This window comes from Pyxidicoccus sp. MSG2 (assembly GCF_026626705.1).
In the GTDB taxonomy this organism is placed as follows: domain Bacteria; phylum Myxococcota; class Myxococcia; order Myxococcales; family Myxococcaceae; genus Myxococcus.
Genome location: NZ_JAPNKC010000001.1, coordinates 2,036,308 through 2,053,637, shown reverse-complemented (window position 1 = coordinate 2,053,637; position 17,330 = coordinate 2,036,308). Strand labels below are relative to the sequence as shown.

Here is a 17,330-nt window from a genome sequence, read left to right as displayed (position 1 = left end):
GAGGGAGGGGCTTGGGGTGTCATGAGGCGTCGCGCTCCAGAGAATCCAGGTGATTGACGAGCCGCTCCGCCACACGAGGGGCGTTGGGCGCGCTGAGCAAGGTGTAGTGGTCGCCCGGAACGTCATACACCGTGAGCGTGCCGTCGAGCCACGCACTCCAGCCCAGGTCCTGGGTGCGAGGCACCCCGCTCGGGGGCGTGGCGGCCCGGAGGAGAAGCGCCGGGCCCTTGTAGGCTCCCGCGGGCACGTAGGTGCGCTGGGCGTGGCTGAGCCGCTGATACACGCGGAAGAGGCGCTCGGCCGCGTCGAGGTCCAGCGCGGGCCCGCCCGAAGGTGAGCGCCGCGCCAGCTCCAGCACGTAGGCCAGCGCGCCGCGGACGTCGAGCCGCCGCAGGTGCTCCACGTCCAGAGGCAGCTCCTGCCACGGCAGCCCGAGCACCCGGCCGAAGCCGGCCAGTTGCATGAGGGCGTCCGGCTCGGGGCGAGGTTGGACCTCTGGGGCGAGGCTGTCGAGGAGGGCGAGCAACTCCACCTGCTCGCCTGCCTGCTGGAGGAGCCGGGCCATCTCGTAGGCGACGATTCCACCGAAGGACCAGCCACCCAGGAGGTAGGGCCCCTGGGGCTGCACGGCGCGGAGCTGGGCGAGGTAGTCGCGGGCGAGGACTTCGATGGAGGCGGCAGACAGCTCGCCTCCGTCGATACCGGAGGCGGACAGGCCGTAGATGGGCCTGTGATTGCCGAGCAGGCGGACGAGCTCGGTGTAGCCCAACACGCTGCCGCCGCCGCCGTGGACGAGGAAGAGGGGCCGGCCGGTGGCGGTGCCTGAGTCCAGGCGGACGAGGTTGGAGGTGGGGGAGTCGTCGCGCTGCTCCAGCCGCCGTGCGAGGCGCTCCACGGTGGCGCCCTGGAAGAGGGCCGACACGGGCAGTGCGACTCCGATGCGCTCGCGGAGTCGTGCCATGAGGCGCACGGCGAGGAGGGAGTGGCCGCCGAGGGAGAAGAAGTCGTCGGTGGCGCCGACGTTCTCGACGTGGAGCACCTCGGCCCAGACGGCGGCCACGGCCTCCTCAGTGGGAGTGCGCGGGGCGACGTAGGCCGCGCTGGTGGTGGAAGCGTCGGGCGCGGGCAGAGCCTTGCGGTCGAGCTTCGCGTTGGCGGTGAGTGGCAGGGAGTCCAGGCGCACGAGGGAGGAGGGCACCATGTACTCAGGCAGCCGCTGCTTGAGCGAGGCACGCAGAGTGGCCGTGTCGAGGGACTCTGGAGCAGCGACGTAACCAACGAGGCGCCTGTCGCCAGGGACGTCTTCGCGCACCAGGGCCACGGCCTGGGCCACGTCGGGGAAGGCGAGCAGTGCGGCTTCGACTTCGGCGAGCTCGATGCGGTAGCCGCGCACCTTCACCTGAGCGTCGGCGCGGCCGAGGAACTCCAACACGCCATCCGTGCGCCAGCGGGCGAGGTCACCCGAGCGGTAGAGGCGTGCGCCGGGAACACTGGAGAAGGAGTCGGGGACGAAGCGCTCGGCGGTGAGGGCGGGCTGGCCGACGTAGCCCCGGGCCACGCCGTCGCCGCCGATGAACAGCTCGCCCACGACACCGACGGGCACGGGCTGACCGGAAGCATCCAGCAGGAACACGCGTGTGCTCCCGATGGGACGACCGATGGGAACGGACGCGCCGACGTGGGCCGGGTCCGTCATGCGGAAGCAGGCGGCGAAGACCGTGGTCTCGGTGGGGCCGTAGCCGTTGGTGAGGGGAATGCCCAGCTCTTCGAGGACTCGGCGCGCATGTGCAGGCGGCACCACGTCACCGCCGGCGAGGAGTTGCTTCAGCGGGCGAAGCGCCTGGAGGTGGGAGTCCACCACCTGGGTGAAGAGCCCTGCTGTCAGCCAGAGCGTGGTGACGCGTGCGTCGCGGAGCACCTGTTCCAGTTGCTCCAACGAAGGTGGCTGAGGAGGCATGACGACGAGACGGGCGCCGTGCAGCAGCGCGCCCCAGACCTCGAGCGTTGAGGCATCGAAGGAGATGGGGGCGAGCTGGAGCAGCGTCTCCTCGGGACCGAAGTGAGCGAAGTCGACGCCCAGCAGCGTGCGCAGGATGTTGCGATGGGTGGTGCCCACGCCCTTGGGCCGGCCCGTGGAGCCGGAGGTGAAGTCGATGTACGCGAGGCTCTCGGAGCACGCAGTGGAAGGCGGCGCGTGCACGGCCTGCTCTTCCACGGGCACGTCCTCCAGCAGCAGCGTGACGAGCCCCTTCGTGGACAGCTTCGGGAGCATCTCGCGCGAAGTGACGAGCACGCGTGGGCGCGAGTCCTCCACCATGGAGTTGAGGCGCTCACGCGGATACGAGGGGTCGAGCGGGACGTAGGCGCCGCCGGCCTTGAGGATGGCGACCAGCGAGACAATCAGCTCCAGCGAGCGGTCCAGGACAATGGCCACGCGGGAGTCGGTAGACACGCCCAGGCCACGCAGATGGTGCGCAAGCTGGCTCGCACGCGCGTCCAACTGCCGGTAGGTGAGCTTCTCCTCGCCAAACTCCACGGCGACCTTGTCGCCGTACCGGGCAACGACCTGCGAGAAGACCTCGGGCAGGGTGGAGCCGCGCGGGTACTCGGAGGCGGTGGCATTCCAGTCCACCAGCACCTGCTTCCGCTCCGTCTCGGTGAGCAAGGAGATGGACGCCAGGGGCGCGTCGGCCCGGGTGACGAGCGCCTCCACCAGAATCTGGAAGTGCTCCGCCATGCGCGCGGCGGTGGCGGGCTCGAACAGGTCGGTGTTGTAGCGCAAGGGGCCCTGGAAGCCTTCCGACGTCTCGGACAGGCTCAGCTCCAGCTCGAAGCGGACGGTGGGGTTGTTCACCTCGTCCAGCGGGCGCAGCGCCAGCGCCGGCTTCCGGGCCTGCTCCGGGCCTTGCATCGACGCGACCGTGGGCGCGTTCTGCAGGGCGAAGATGACCTGGAACAGCGGGCTGCGGCTCATGTCGCGAGCGGGCTGGAGTTCTTCCACCAGCCGCTCGAAGGGCACGTCCTGGTGGGCGTACGCGCCCAGCGCCGTCTCCTTCACCCGGCGTAGCAGGTGCAGGAACGAGGACCGGTCATCCACCTGGGCCCGCATCACCAGTGTGTTGACGAAGAAGCCGATGAGGCCCTCCAGTTCTCCGCGCTGACGGCCGGCGATGGGCGAGCCGACGGAGATGTCCTGCTGCCCGGAGTAACGGGACAGCAGCACCTGGAACGCGGCGAGCAGGGCCATGAAGGGCGTGAGGCCCTCCTGCTGGCAGAGCGCCTTGAGCTTCTCCGACGCGGCCTGGGACAACGCCACGGGCACGTGTGCGCCGCGGAAGGTCTGCACGGGCGGGCGCGGCTTGTCGGTGGGCAGTTCCAGCGTCGAGAGGCCGGAGAGCTGCTTGCGCCACCAGTCGAGCTGCGCCTCCAGCACCTCGCCCTGGAGCCACTGACGCTGCCAGGTGGCGTAGTCGGCGTACTGGATGGGCAGGGGCGGCAGCGGCGACGGGCGTCCCTGGACGAAGGCGTCGTAGAGGGCAGAGACCTCCCGCACCAGCACGCCCATGGACCAACCGTCGGAGACGATGTGGTGCATGTTGAGTGCGAGCACGTGGTCCGTGGGTCCCAGCTTCAGCAGCCGGGCGCGCATCAGCGGACCGGAGGAGAGGTTGAAGGGCGTCAGCAGCTCTTCGCGCAGGCGGCGCTCCAGTTCGGCGCGGGCGGCGGAAGGCTCCAGGCCACTGAGGTCCGTCACGTCCAGGGGCAGCGCACCGAGAGAAGCGATGAGCTGAAGGGGCTGGCCCTCCTGCTGGGTGAAGGAGGTGCGCAGGGCCTCGTGCCGGTGCACCAGCTCCTCGAACGCGCGCTGCAGTGCGGCCGTGTCGAGCGGCCCGTCCATGCGCACGAAGGTGGGCATGTTGTAGGAGGCGCTGCCGGGCTGGAGCTGGTCGATGAACCACAGGCGTTGCTGCGCGAAGGACAGCAGCAGTGGCCCGGTGCGGGGAACGGGGACGATGGCGGGCGCCTGGGGCCCGGACGCGGACTCGATGCGCGTGGCGAGGGCGGCCACGGTGGAGGCCTCGAAGAGGGCGCGCAGGGGGAGCTCCACGCCAAAGGTGGCGCGGATGCGGGAGACGAGCTGCGTGGCCAGCAGCGAGTGGCCACCCAACTCGAAGAAGTTGCCGGCGACGCTCACCTTCTGCACGCGCAGCACGGCCGCGAACAGCTCCGCGAGCTTCTCCTCGGTCGGCGTACGCGGAGCGACGAGGGCTTCGGTGGAGACCCCCGCGTCCGGAGGAGGCAGAGCCTTGCGGTCGAGCTTCGCGTTGGCGGTGAGTGGCAGGGAGTCCAGGCGCACGAGGGAGGAGGGCACCATGTACTCAGGCAGCCGCTGCTTGAGCGAGGCACGCAGAGTGGCCGTGTCGAGGGACTCTGGAGCAGCGACGTAACCAACGAGGCGCTTGTCGCCAGGGACGTCTTCGCGGACCAGGGCCACGGCCTGGGCCACGTCGGGGAAGGCGAGGAGGGCGGCTTCGACTTCGGCGAGCTCGATGCGGTAGCCGCGCACCTTCACCTGTGCGTCGGCGCGGCCGAGGAACTCCAGCACGCCGTCGTTGCGCCACCGGGCCAGGTCGCCCGTGCGGTACAGGCGCGCACCCGGAACACTGGAGAAGGAGTCGGGGACGAAGCGCTCTGCGGTGAGGGCGGGCTGGCCGACGTAGCCCCGGGCCACGCCGTCGCCGCCGATGAACAGCTCGCCCACGACGCCGACGGGCACGGGCTGACTGGAGGCATCCAGCAGATAGATGCGCGTGTTCCCGAGCGGCTTGCCAATGGGAACGGACGTGCCGACGTGCTCCACCGAAGTCATGCGGTGGGTGGAGGCGAAGAGCGTCGTCTCGGTGGGGCCGTAGCAGGCCGTCACCGGAATGAACATTCCTTCCAGCACGCGCCGCACGTGGGGAGCGCTCACCACATCGCCACCCGTGAGCAGTTGCTTCACGTGGCGCAGGGCGGAGGGCTGATTGTCCACCACCTGGGTGAAGAGGCCGGCGGTAAGGTGGAGCGTGGTGACGCCGTGCTTCACCAGCACGGACTCCAGCTCCTTCAAGTCGGAAGGCGAGTGCGGCGGGAAGACGACGAGCCGCGCGCCGTGGAGCAGCGGGCCCCATAGCTCCAGGGTGGAGGCGTCGAAGGAAACGGGCGCGATGAGGAGGAACGTCTCCTCAGGGCCGAGGTGGGCGTAGTCGTTGCCGAAGAGGGTGCGGAGCACGGCGGCCTGCGGAGTGCCGACGCCCTTGGGCCGGCCGGTGGAGCCGGAGGTGAAGTCGATGTACGCGAGGCTCTGGGGCAGCGCGGCCACGGGAAGGGCCGACGTGGGCTGGCCCTCCAGGGACACCTCGCCTGGCACCACTGTGGACAGGCCTTCCGTGGGCAGCTTCGCGAGCAGCTCGCGCGAGGTGATGAGCACGCCGGGACGTGCGTCCTCCACCATGGCGGAGAGGCGCTCACGGGGATACGACGGGTCCAGCGGGACGTAGGCGCCGCCGGCCTTGAGGATGGCGACGAGGGAGACAATCAGCTCCAGCGAGCGGTCCAGGGCAAGCGCTACTCGCGAGTCGGTGGACACACCCAGGCCCCGCAGATGCCAGGCAAGCTGGTTCGCACGCTCGTCGAGCTGCCGGTAGGTGAGCTTCTCCTCGCCAGACTCCACGGCGACCTTGTCGCCGTACCGGGCAACGACCTGCGAGAAGACCTCGGGCAGGGTGGAGCCGCGCGGGTACTCGGAGGCGGTGGCGTTCCACTCCACGAGCACCTGCTGGCGCTCTGCCTGCGTCAGCATGGACAGGGACGCGAGCGGCGCCCGAGGCTGGGTGACGAGGGCCTCCACCAGCACTCGGAAGTGCTCCACCATCCGCTGGGCCGTCGTGCTCTCGAACAGGTCGGTGTTGTAGCCCAGCGAGCCCTGGTAGCCGTTCGGGGTCTCCGTGAGGCTGAGCTGGAGCTCGAACTTGATGGTGGGGTTGTCCACTCTCTCCACCGGGCGCAGCGTCAGGGCCGTCTTCTGCCCCTGCCCCTGGGGCATGGGCGTGTTCTGCAGGGCGAAGAACACCTGGAACAGCGGGCTGCGGCTCATGTCGCGAGTCCGCTGCAGCTCCTCCACCAGTCGCTCGAAGGGCACGTCCTGGTGCGCATAGGCGCCCAGGGCCGCTTCCTTGACCTGTCGCAACACGTCGCGGAAGGAGTGGCGAGCATCCAGCTGCGTCCGCAGCACGAGCGTGTTGACGAAGAAGCCGATGAGCCCTTCCAGCTCGCCCCTATTGCGTCCGGCGATGGGCGAGCCGACGGAGATGTCCTGCTGGCCCGAGTAACGGGAGAGCAGCACCTGGAACGCGGCCGTCAGGGCCATGAAGGGCGTGGCGCCCTCTTGCTGGCACAGCGCATCCAGTCGGTGGGAGACCTCCAGCGACAGCTCGACGGGGACCGTTCCGCCGTGGAAGGTCTGCACGGGCGGACGCGGCTTGTCGGTGGGCAGCTCCAGGGTGGCGGCTCCGGAGAGGTGCTGCTTCCAATACGCAATCTGCTCATCGAGTACCGCGCCCTGCAGCCACTCGCGCTGCCACACGGCGAAGTCCGCGTACTGGAGCGGCAACGGCGGCAGCGGCGACGGCCGGCCCTGCGAGAAGGCGTCGTAGAGGGCCGCGACTTCGCGCACCAGCACGCCCATGGACCAACCGTCGGAGACGATGTGGTGCATGTTGAGGGCGAGCACGTGGTCCGTCGCCCCCAGCTTCAGGAGCCGGGCACGAATGAGCGGGCCGGTGGAGAGGTGGAACGGGGTCAGCAGTTCCTCGCGCAGGCGACGCTCCAGCTCGGTGCGGCCGGCGACGGGCCCCAGGCCACTGAGGTCCGTAACCTCCAGCGGCAGGCGCCCGGTGGGGGTGATGAGCTGGAGCGGCTGGCCCTCCTGCTGGGTGAAGGTCGTGCGCAGGGCCTCATGCCGACGCACCAGTTCCTCGAAGCTGCGCTGAAGCGCGGCCACGTCGAGCACCCCCTCCATGCGCACGAAGGTGGGCATGTTGTAGGAGGCACTGCCGGGCTGGAGCTGGTCGATGAACCACAGGCGCTGCTGGGCGAAGGAGAGGGGCAGCGGCCCGGTGCGCGGCACGGGGACGATGGCCGGCGCTCGCGTGCCAGAAGCGGACTGACGCGCCGACTCGATGCGCGCGGCAAGCCGCTCGACGGTGGGCGCCTCGAAGAGGACACGTAGCGGCAGCTCCACTCCGAGCTGGGAGCGGATGCGCGAGATGACCTGCGTGGCCAGCAGCGAGTGTCCACCCAGCTCGAAGAAGCTGTCGGTGATGCTCACCTGCGGCAGGCGCAGGATGGTGGAGAACAGCTCCGCGAGCTTCTCCTCCAACGGGTTGCGCGGGGCGGTGAAGGGCGCGTCGCCACGCAGGCTCTCCGCGTCGGGCGCGGGGAGCAGGTTGCGCGCCAGTTTGCCGCTGGGCGTCAGCGGCAGGGCCTCCATCATGACGAAGGCGGAGGGCATCATGTACTCGGGCAGCCGCTGCTGGAGGAAACCGCGCAGGGCCTCCGCATCCACCGCGCCCTCCGCGACGACGTAGGCCACCAGTCGCTTGTCGCCCGCCACCACTTCGCGCACCACGGCGGCCGCGTCGCGGACTCCGGGCGCGGCGCGCAGGACGGACTCCACCTCGCCTGGCTCCACGCGGTAGCCGCGCAGCTTCACCTGTCCATCCAGGCGGCCGAGGAATTCGAGCGTGCCGTCCGTCCTCCACTTCGCCGCGTCGCCGGTGCGGTACAGCCGCGCTCCCGGCTCGGTGCTGAACGGGTCCGGCACGAAGGCCTTCGCCGTCAGGTCAGGTCGCGCCAGGTAGCCGTGCGCCAGATGCGTGCCGCCGACGAACACCTCACCGGGCACGCCCACCGGGCAGGGCTGCCCGTGCGCGTCCAGCACGTAGAGCTGCGTATGACCCACCGGTGCGCCGATGCACGGCAGCTTCGGCCACGCGGACGGGAGGCCCTCCAGCCGGTACGCGGAGACGACGTGTGCCTCCGACGGGCCGTACTGGTTCTCCAGTATGCACCCGGGCAGCTTCTCGAAGAAGGCCACCAGGGCCGGTGTCACCTGGAGTTGCTCACCCGCCGTCACCACCTCGACGAGCGCGTGCGGCACCGGAGCGCCATGGGACACGGCGTCCGCCATGGCCTGGAGCGCGACGAACGGAAGGAACAGTCGTTCCACCGCGTGCGTGTCCATGAACTCGAGCAGCGCGGGGATGTCCTGGCGCAGGCCGCCCGTGGGCAGCAGCACCGAGCCCCCGCACCACCACGCGCCGAACAGTTCCTGGAGGGACACGTCGAAGTTGAGCGAGGCGAACTGCAGCGTGACGCCCTCCGGGCGCACCACGGAGCGCGGGTTCTGCCACGCCAGCAGAGAGCTGATCGCTCGGTGGGGCATGACGATGCCCTTGGGCCGGCCCGTGCTGCCTGACGTGTAGATGAAGTAGCAGTTGGACTCCGGCGACACGTCGCGGTCCGGCGCGTGCGACGGCTGGCGCGAGAGCAGCTCGGCCTCGGTGTCCAGGCACACGCGGAGCGCGCCCGTGTTGGCGGGCACCGCGGAGAGCAGGTGCGACTGCGTGAGGAGGACCGGGGCCTGCGCGTCCTCCAGCATGAAGGCGAGCCGGTCGGCGGGGTAGCTCGGGTCCAGTGGCAGGTAGGCGGCGCCGGCCTTGAGCGTGGCCAGGACGGCGACGGCCATGTCCAGGCTCTTGTCCAGGCAGATGCCCACCGTGCCTCCGGCGGGCACACCCAGCTCGACCAGGTAGTGCGCCACCTGGTTGGCGCGCGCGTCCAGCTCCGCGTAGGTGAACGAGCGCGTGCCGTCACTGACGGCGACTGCCTGCGGCGTACGCCGGGCCTGGGCCTCCACCGGGCGGTGCACCAGCACGGGCGTGTAGGGCGCGCGCGAGGTGTCGTTGAAGTCCACCAGGACCTGGCGCTGCTCGTCCTCACCCAGCAGCTTCAGGCGGGAGATGGGCTGGCCCGCGTCGGCCACGGCCGATTCCAGCAGCCGCACCAGGTGGCTGCCCATGCGCCGCGCCGTCGCCTCGTCGAAGAGGTCGGTGCTGTACTCGAGCCATCCGGAGATGCCGTCCTCGAGGTCCGCGAGCAGCAGCGCCAGGTCGAACTTGGACGTACCGCTGTCCACCTCCAGCGGCCGCACGACGCCGGCACCGTCGCCGTCGGCTTCTGGCGTCCGCTGGTGCGGGGTGTTCGTCAGCCCGAGCATCACCTGGAACAGCGGGGTGCGGCTCAAGTCCCGCTCCAGCTTCAGCGCGTCCACCAGCTTTTCGAAGGGAACATCCTGGTGGGCATAGGCACCCAGCGTGGTCTCCTTCACCTGGGCGAGCAGCTCGCGCAGGCTCATCCCGGGCGCCAGCCGTCCGCGCAGGGCGAGGGTGTTGACGAAGAAGCCGACGATGCCCTCCAGCTCCGTGTGCTGGCGGTTGGCGATGGGCGAGCCCACCACGATGTCGTCCTGACCCGAGTAGCGCGACAGCAGCACCTGCCACACGGCGAGCAGGCCCATGAAGGGCGTGACGCCCTCGCGCTCGCACCACTGCTTGAAGGTGGCCGTGAGGGTCGCCCCCAGGCGCACCGGCACCGTGGCGCCGCGGTCCGTCTGCACGGGCGGGCGAGGCCTGTCGGTGGGCAGCTCCAGCGCATGGGGCACGCCATGGAGCTGGTGGCGCCACCAGGCCACCTGCCGCTCCAGCGTCTCGTCACGCAGCCAGCCGCGTTGCCAGGCCGCGTAGTCCGCGTACTGGAACGGCAGCGGCGGCAGCGGCGAAGGCAACCCGCGGACGAAGACCGGGTAGAGCACCCCCACTTCGCGCAAGAGGATGCCGCTGGTCCAGCCGTCCGAGACGATGTGGTGGACGGTGACGAGCAGCACGTGGCGCTCGTCCGTCAGCCGCACCAGCGTGGCACGCAGCAGCGGCGCCTGCTTCAGGTCGAAGGGCTTCTGGGCCTCCGCGAGCGCCTCGCGCCGGGCCGCCTCGTCGAGCTGCGACTCGGGAAGCTGGCCCAGGTCCACGAAGGACAGCGTGAGCTCCGCGTCCGGGTGGACGCGCTGGAAGGGCTCGCCATCCTCCAGGGTGTGGAAGCTGGTGCGGAGCACCTCATGGCGACGGACGAGTTCCTGGAGGGTGCGGGTGAGCGCCTCGCGGTGCAGGGGGCCGTCGATGCTCACGGCGAAGGGGATGTTGTAGAAGGCGCTGCCGGGCTGGAGTTGGTCGAGGAACCAGACGCGCTGCTGCGAGAAGGACAGGGGCAGCGGGCCCGTGCGCGGCACGGACACCAGCGGAGGGAGCTGCTCGGCGGCGTGCGACGGCCGTGCGGACTCCACGCGCGAGGCGAGCGTGGCGAGGGTGGTCGCCTCGAAGAGGGCGCGCACGGGCAGCTCCACTCCGAAGGCGCGGCGCACGCGGGAGACGACCTGCGTTGCCAGCAGCGAGTGGCCGCCGAGGTTGAAGAAGTCGTCGGTGGCTCCGACCGTTTCCAGATGCAGCACCTCGGCCCAGATGGCGGCGAGCTGCGTCTCCGTGGGCGTACGCGGGGCCACGAAGGTGGCGCTCGCGTCCGTGCTCATCACGGGGGCGGGCAGGGCCTTGCGGTCCACCTTGCCGTTGGGCGTCAGCGGCAGCGCCTCCAGAGGCACGAAGGCGGAGGGCACCATGTGCTCGGGCAGACGCTCGCGCATCCAGGCGCGCAGGCCCGAGACGTCCAGGGTGGGGCTGACGTAGGCCACCAGGCGCTTGTCGCCGGGGACGTCCTCGCGAGCCAGCACCACCGCGTCGCGCACTTCGGGGTGCTCGCGCAGCACGGTGGCGACTTCCCCCGGCTCCACGCGGAAACCACGCACCTTCACCTGGAAGTCCGCGCGGCCGATGAACTCCACGCGCCCGTCCTCGCGCCAGCGCACCCGGTCTCCGCTGCGGTACATGCGCGCGCCCGGCACGGGCGAATAGGGGTCGGGCAGGTAGCGCTCCGCCGTCAATTCCGGCCGGTGCAGGTAGCCGCGCGTCACCTGAGCGCCGCCGATGTACAGCTCGCCAGGCACGCCCACGGGCACGGGCTGGAAGGCCGCGTCGAGCACGTACAGTCGCGAGCAGTCCAGGGGCCGGCCCAGCGGCACCGCCACCGGCGCGGAGCCCGGGGCCGGCGTCTCCACCGGGCCGGCGAGCACGCCCACGGTGGTCTCCGTGGGGCCGTAGTGGTTGAACACCTCGCAGTCAGGCGCCAGCGCGCGCACCTGCTCCATGAGGGCCCAGGTGGAGGACTCACCGCCGAGCACCAGCTTCTTGCGAGGCAGTACGTGCCTGGGCTCGGCGGCCGTGAGCAGCGCGGACAGGTGAGAGGGAACGAGCTTCACGCACTCCACCGCATGGCGCTGGAAGTACTCGGCCACGCCCTCTGGACTGCTGGCGCGCTCCTGGGTGAGGACATGCAGCAGGCCGCCGGTGCACAGGGCGGGGAAGAGCACGGTGTTGCCCAGGTCGGCGACGAAGGTGGACACCAGGGCGAAGCTGTCGCAGTCGGCCAGGCCGAGCCGCTCGGTGGCGGCACGCACGTAGTGGACGAGTTGCCCGTGGGCCACGGCCACGCCTTTGGGCCGGCCAGTGCTACCCGAGGTGAAGAGGACGTAGGCCAGGTGGTCCGCGGACACCTCGCACGGTGGTGCATCCACTCGCCCGGCCGCGAGCTGTTCGGCCTGCGTGTCCAGTAACACCGGCTGGACGGAAGCGCCCACGAAGGCGTCCGCATTGCGCGACTGGGTTACCACCACCGGGGCCAGGACTTCTTCCACCAGCGTCCGCAGGCGCAGGGCGGGCTGTGCCGGGTCCAACGGGACGTAGGCGCCGCCCGCCTTCCAGATGCCCAGCAGCGCCACCACCGTGTCCACGGAGCGCTCCAGACACAGGGCCACACACGTCTCGGGCCCCACGCCCAGCGAGCGCAGGTGCCAGGCGAGCTGGTTGGCCCGCCTGTCCAGCTCCCCGTAGGTGAGCACCAGTCCCTCACAGGCCACCGCGGGCCTGGACGGGTGGCGCGCGGCCTGTGCCTCGATGAGTGCGTGCAGGGGGCCTTCGGCGACAAAGGGTGCCGGTGAGGCATTGAAGGCCTCCAGCACCTGGTGGCGCTCGGTGTCGCGCAGCAGGGGCAGCTCTCCGACGCGACTCCCGGGCGAGGACACCGCGGACTCCAGCAGGGTGGCGAGGTGCTCCGCCATGCGGGAGATGGTGGACCGCTCGAACAGGTCCGTGCGGTAGCTCAGCGTGCCGGACAGTCCGTCCGGTGTTTGTGCCAGTGACAGCGTGAGGTCGAATTTCACGGCCTGGAGCTCGACATCCACCGGCTGCATCCGCAGCGGCGCGGCGCCTCCAGGGACGCCGGCCACCTCCAGTGAAGCCACGGGCGTGTTCTGCAGGACGAGCATCACCTGGAACAGGGGCGAGTGGCTGATGCTGCGCTGGGGTTGCAGCTCCTCGACGAGCTTCTCGAAGGGGACGTCCTGATGTTCGTAGGCGCCGAGCGTGGTGGCCCGCACCTTGGAGAGCAGCTCCCGGAAGGTGGCGCGTGCGTCCAGCTGGGTGCGGAGTACGAGCGTGTTGACGAAGAAACCGATGAGCCCTTCCGTCTCCGCGCGGGTGCGGCCGGCGATGGGCGAGCCGACGGAGATGTCGTCCTGACCCGAGTAGCGCGACAGCAGCACCTGCCACACGGCGAGCAGGGCCATGAAGGGTGTGGTGCCTTCCTGCTGGCACAGCGCCATCAGTCGTTCGGTCAGCTCACGAGACAGGTGGACGGGGAGCCAGGCACCGCGCGAGGACTGGACCGAAGGCCGTGGCCTGTCGGTGGGCAGCTCCAGCACGGGGGCCGCGCCGGAGAGCTGCTCGCGCCAGTACCCCAGCTGCTTCTCCAGTGATTCACCCCGCAGCCACGAGCGCTGCCACGCGGCGAAGTCCGCATACTGCACCGGCAGGGCGGGCAGGCGGGCCTCACGGCCGAGGGAGTGCGCGGCGTAGAGCTCCGCCAGCTCGCGCACCATGACGCCCATGGACCAGCCGTCGGAGACGATGTGGTGCATCGTCCCGATGAGGACGTGGTCCTGCGCGCCCAGGCGCAGCAGGAGGGCGCGGAACACGGGCCCTCGTGCAAGGTCGAAGGGACGCTGCGTCTCGAGCCGTGTCTGGCGCAAGGCCTCGGCCTCGCGCTCCTCGGCGGGCAGCGCGCTCAGGTTCACCACCGACAGTGGGAAACGTGCCTGGGAGCCGATGACCTGGACGGGCTCGCCATCGAGCACGCCAAAGCTGGTGCGGAGCGACTCGTGCCGCTCGACGAGCGCGGTGAAGGACTTCTCCAGCGCGGGCACGTCCAGGGGCCCATGCAGCCGCAGCACGGTGGGCATGTTGTACGCGGTGCCACCCGGATCGAGCTGGTCGATGAACCACAGGCGCTGCTGCGCGAAGGACAGCGGCAGCGGGCCCGAACGGGACACGGGCAGCAGGGATGGCGCCTGGAGGGCACGCGAAGAGACAGGAGTCTCCACTCGCGCCGCGAGCGCGGCGACAGAGGGAGCCTCGAAGAGGGCGCGCAGGGGCAACTCCACGCCGAGGGTGGCGCGGATGCGGGAGATGACCTGCGTGGCCAGCAGCGAGTGGCCTCCCAGCTCGAAGAAGTCGTCCTGGACGCCCACGCGCTGCACGCGCAGCACCTGGGAGAAGAGCTCGGCCAGTCGTTGCTCGGTGGGCGTGCGCGGGGCGACATACGTTTCACCTCGCGAGGCGGCGTTGGAGTTGGGCGCGGGCAGGGCCTTGCGGTCGACCTTGGCGTTGGCGGTGAGCGGCAGGGCGTCCAGCCGCACCAGGGCGGAGGGCACCATGTACTCGGGCAGCCGCTGCTTGAGGGCCGAGCGCAGGGCGGCCGTGTCGAGCGACTCGGGAGCGGCGACGTAGCCGACAAGGCGCTTGTCACCGGGCACGTCCTCACGCACCAGGGCCACGGCCTGGGCCACGTCGGGGAAGGCGAGCAGGGCGGCTTCGACTTCCGCGAGCTCGATGCGATAGCCACGGACCTTCACCTGCGCGTCGGCACGGCCGAGGAACCCCAGCACTCCGTCCGGGCGCCAACGCGCGAGGTCCCCCGTGCGGTAGAGGCGGGCACCCGGGACACCGGAGAACGCATCGGGGACGAAGCGCTCGGCGGTGAGGGCGGGCTGCTCCACATAGCCGCGCGCCACGCCGTCGCCGCCGATGAACAACTCACCCACGACCCCCACGGGCACCGGCTGACCGGAGACATCCAGCAGGTACACGCACGTGTTGCCCATGGGCTTGCCGATGGGCACGGCCGTGCCGACCTGAGCCACATCCGTCATGCGGTGGGTCGAGGCGAAGAGCGTCGTCTCGGTCGGGCCGTAGCAGGCGGTGACGGGGATGCGCAGCTCTTCGAGAACACGGCGCACGTGCGGCGCGCTCACCACATCGCCGCCCGTGAGCAACTGCTTCACGTTGCGCAGGGCCTGGAAGTTGTTGTCCACCACCTGGGTGAAGAGACCCGCCGTGAGGTGAAGCGTCGTCACGCCATGTTTCACCAGGACCGACTCCAGCTCCTTCAAGTCGGAAGGCGAGTGCGGCGGGAAGACGACGAGCCGCGCACCATGGAGCAACGGGCCCCACAGCTCCAGCGTGGAGGCATCGAAGGAGACGGGAGCGATGAGGAGGAACGTCTCGTCCGGGCCGAGGTGCGCGTAGTCGTTGCCGAAGACGGTGCGCAACACGGCGGCCTGAGGAGTCCCGACACCTTTGGGCCGGCCCGTGGAGCCGGAGGTGAAGTCGATATACGCAAGGCTCTGCGGGAGGGCCGCCACGGGAGGCGTCGACGTCGGCTGGCCGGCCAGGGACACCTCGTCCAGCACCACGGTGGACAGGCCTTCGCCAGGCAGTTTCGCCAGCAACGCGCGCGAGGTGATGAGCACGCCAGGACGCGCGTCCTCCACCATGGCGGCGAGGCGCTCACGGGGATACGACGGGTCCAGCGGGACGTAGGCGCCACCGGCCTTGAGGATGGCGACGAGGGAGACAATCAGCTCCAGCGAGCGGTCCAGGGCAATGGCCACGCGGGAGTCGGTGGCCACGCCCAGCCCGCGCAGATGCCAGGCGAGCTGATTCGCGCGCGCGTCGAGCTGCCGGTAGGTGAGATTCTCCTCGCCAGACTCCACGGCGACCTTGTTGTCGTACCGCGCCACGACCTGCGAGAAGACCTCGGGCAGGGTGGAGGCGCGCGGGTACTCGGTGGCGGTGGCATTCCACTCCACCAGCACCTTGCGGCGTTCCTCCTCGGACAGCATGGACACGGAGGCGAGGGGCACCTCGGGCCGGGCGACGAGCGCCTCCACCAGCACCCGGAAGTGCTCCGCGAGGCGGTTGGCCGTGGCGGAATTGAAGAGGTCGGTGTTGTAGGTCAGCGAGCCCTGGACGCCCTTCGCCGTCTCGCCCAGGTTCAGCTCCAGCTCGAAGCGGGCCGAGGGATTGTCCACCTCCAGCGGGCGCAGCTTCAGCCCGTTCATGTCGAGCGAGGGCATGAACGTGTTCTGCAAGGCGAAGAGCACTTGGAACAGCGGGCCGCGGCTCAGGTCGCGCGTGGACTGGAGCTCTTCCACCAGTCGCTCGAAGGGCACGTCCTGATGTGCGTACGCACCCAGCGCCGTCTCGCGCACCTGACGCAGCAGGTGGAAGAAGGAGGTGTTCGGGTCCACCTGGGAGCGCAGCACCAGGGTGTTGACGAAGAAGCCGATGAGGCCTTCCGTCTCCCCGCGCTGGCGGCCCGCGATGGGCGAGCCGACGGAGACGTCCTGCTGCCCGGAGTAGCGGGACAGGAGCACCTGGAATGCGGCGAGCAGCGCCATGAAGGGCGTGGCGCCCTCCTGCTGGCACAGTGCCTTGAGCGCCTCGGACGTCGAGGGCGACAGGGCCACCGGCACCTGCGCGCCACGGAAGGTCTGCACCGGCGGGCGGGGCTTGTCGGTGGGCAGCTCCAGCGTGGTGCGGCCCGAGAGCTGACGGCGCCACCAGCCGAGCTGCTCGTCCAGCACCGCGCCCTGGAGCCACTGTCGCTGCCAGACGGCGTAGTCGGGGTACTGGATGGACAGGGGCGGCAGGGGCGAAGGCCGGCCTTGCGAGAAGGCGTCGTAGAGGGCCGCCACTTCCCGCACCAGTACGCCCAGGGACCAGCCGTCCGAGACGATGTGGTGCATGTTGAGCGACAGCACGTGCTCGGTGGGGCTCAGCTTCAGCAGTTGTGCGCGCAGCAGCGGGCCCGTGGTGAGGTCGAACGGGCGCAGCATGTCCGCGCGGAGGTGTCGCTCCAGTTCCTCGCGCGCGGCCTGGGGCTCCAGCGCGCTGAGGTCGGGGGTGTCCAGCGGTAGCGTGCCCGTGGGAGAGACATGCTGGACGGGCTCGCCCTCGTGCTGGACGAAGGTGGTGCGCAGGGCTTCATGCCGGCGGACCAGCTCGTCGAAGGCGTGCCGCAAGGCGCCCACGTCGAGCTGCCCCTCCATGCGCACGAAGGTGGGCATGTTGTAGGAGGCATTGCCGGGCTCGAGCTGGTCGGTGAACCACAGGCGCTGCTGGGCGAAGGACAGTGGCAGGGCGTCCGTGCGAGGCACGGGAACGATGGCGGGCGCCCGAGGGCCCGAAGTGGACTGACGGGCGGACTCGATGCGAGCGGCGAGGGCGGCCGCGGTGGGCGCCTCGAAGAGGGCGCGCAGGGGCAACTCCACCTCGAACGTGGAGCGGATGCGCGAGATGAGCTGGGTGGCCAGCAGCGAGTGGCCGCCCAGCTCGAAGAAGCTGCCGGTGACGCTCACCCTTCGCAGGCGCAGGACTTCGGTGAACAGCTCCGTCAGCTTCTCCTCGGTCGGCGTGCGTGGAGCAACGAAGTCCGCAGTGGAGGCCAGCGCTGCTTCGCCTTCGGCGAGGCCGATGCGGTAGCCGCGCACCTTCACCGGCGCATCGGCACGGCCCAGGAACTCCAGCACGCCGTCATGGCGCCAACGCGCGAGGTCTCCCGTGCGGTACAGACGCGCACCGGGGACACCGGAGAACGCATCGGGGACGAAGCGCTCCGCGGTGAGAGCGGGCTGCTCCACGGAGCCACGCGCCACGCTGTCGCCGCCGATGAACAGCTCACCGGTGACATTCACGGGCACCGGCTGACCGGAGGACTCCAGCAGGTAC

At 70.3% G+C, this 17,330-nt stretch carries 2 pseudogenes; both read right to left on the bottom strand.

From position 1 onward, the window contains the following. Positions 1–19 precede the first annotated feature (19 nt). Positions 20–796: pseudogene (locus OV427_RS50735) on the bottom strand (alpha/beta fold hydrolase); the annotation flags it as partial. A 69-nt stretch (positions 797–865) separates the two neighbouring features. Next, a pseudogene (locus tag OV427_RS07310) lies at positions 866–17,284 on the bottom strand (non-ribosomal peptide synthase/polyketide synthase); the annotation flags it as partial. Positions 17,285–17,330 lie beyond the last annotated feature (46 nt).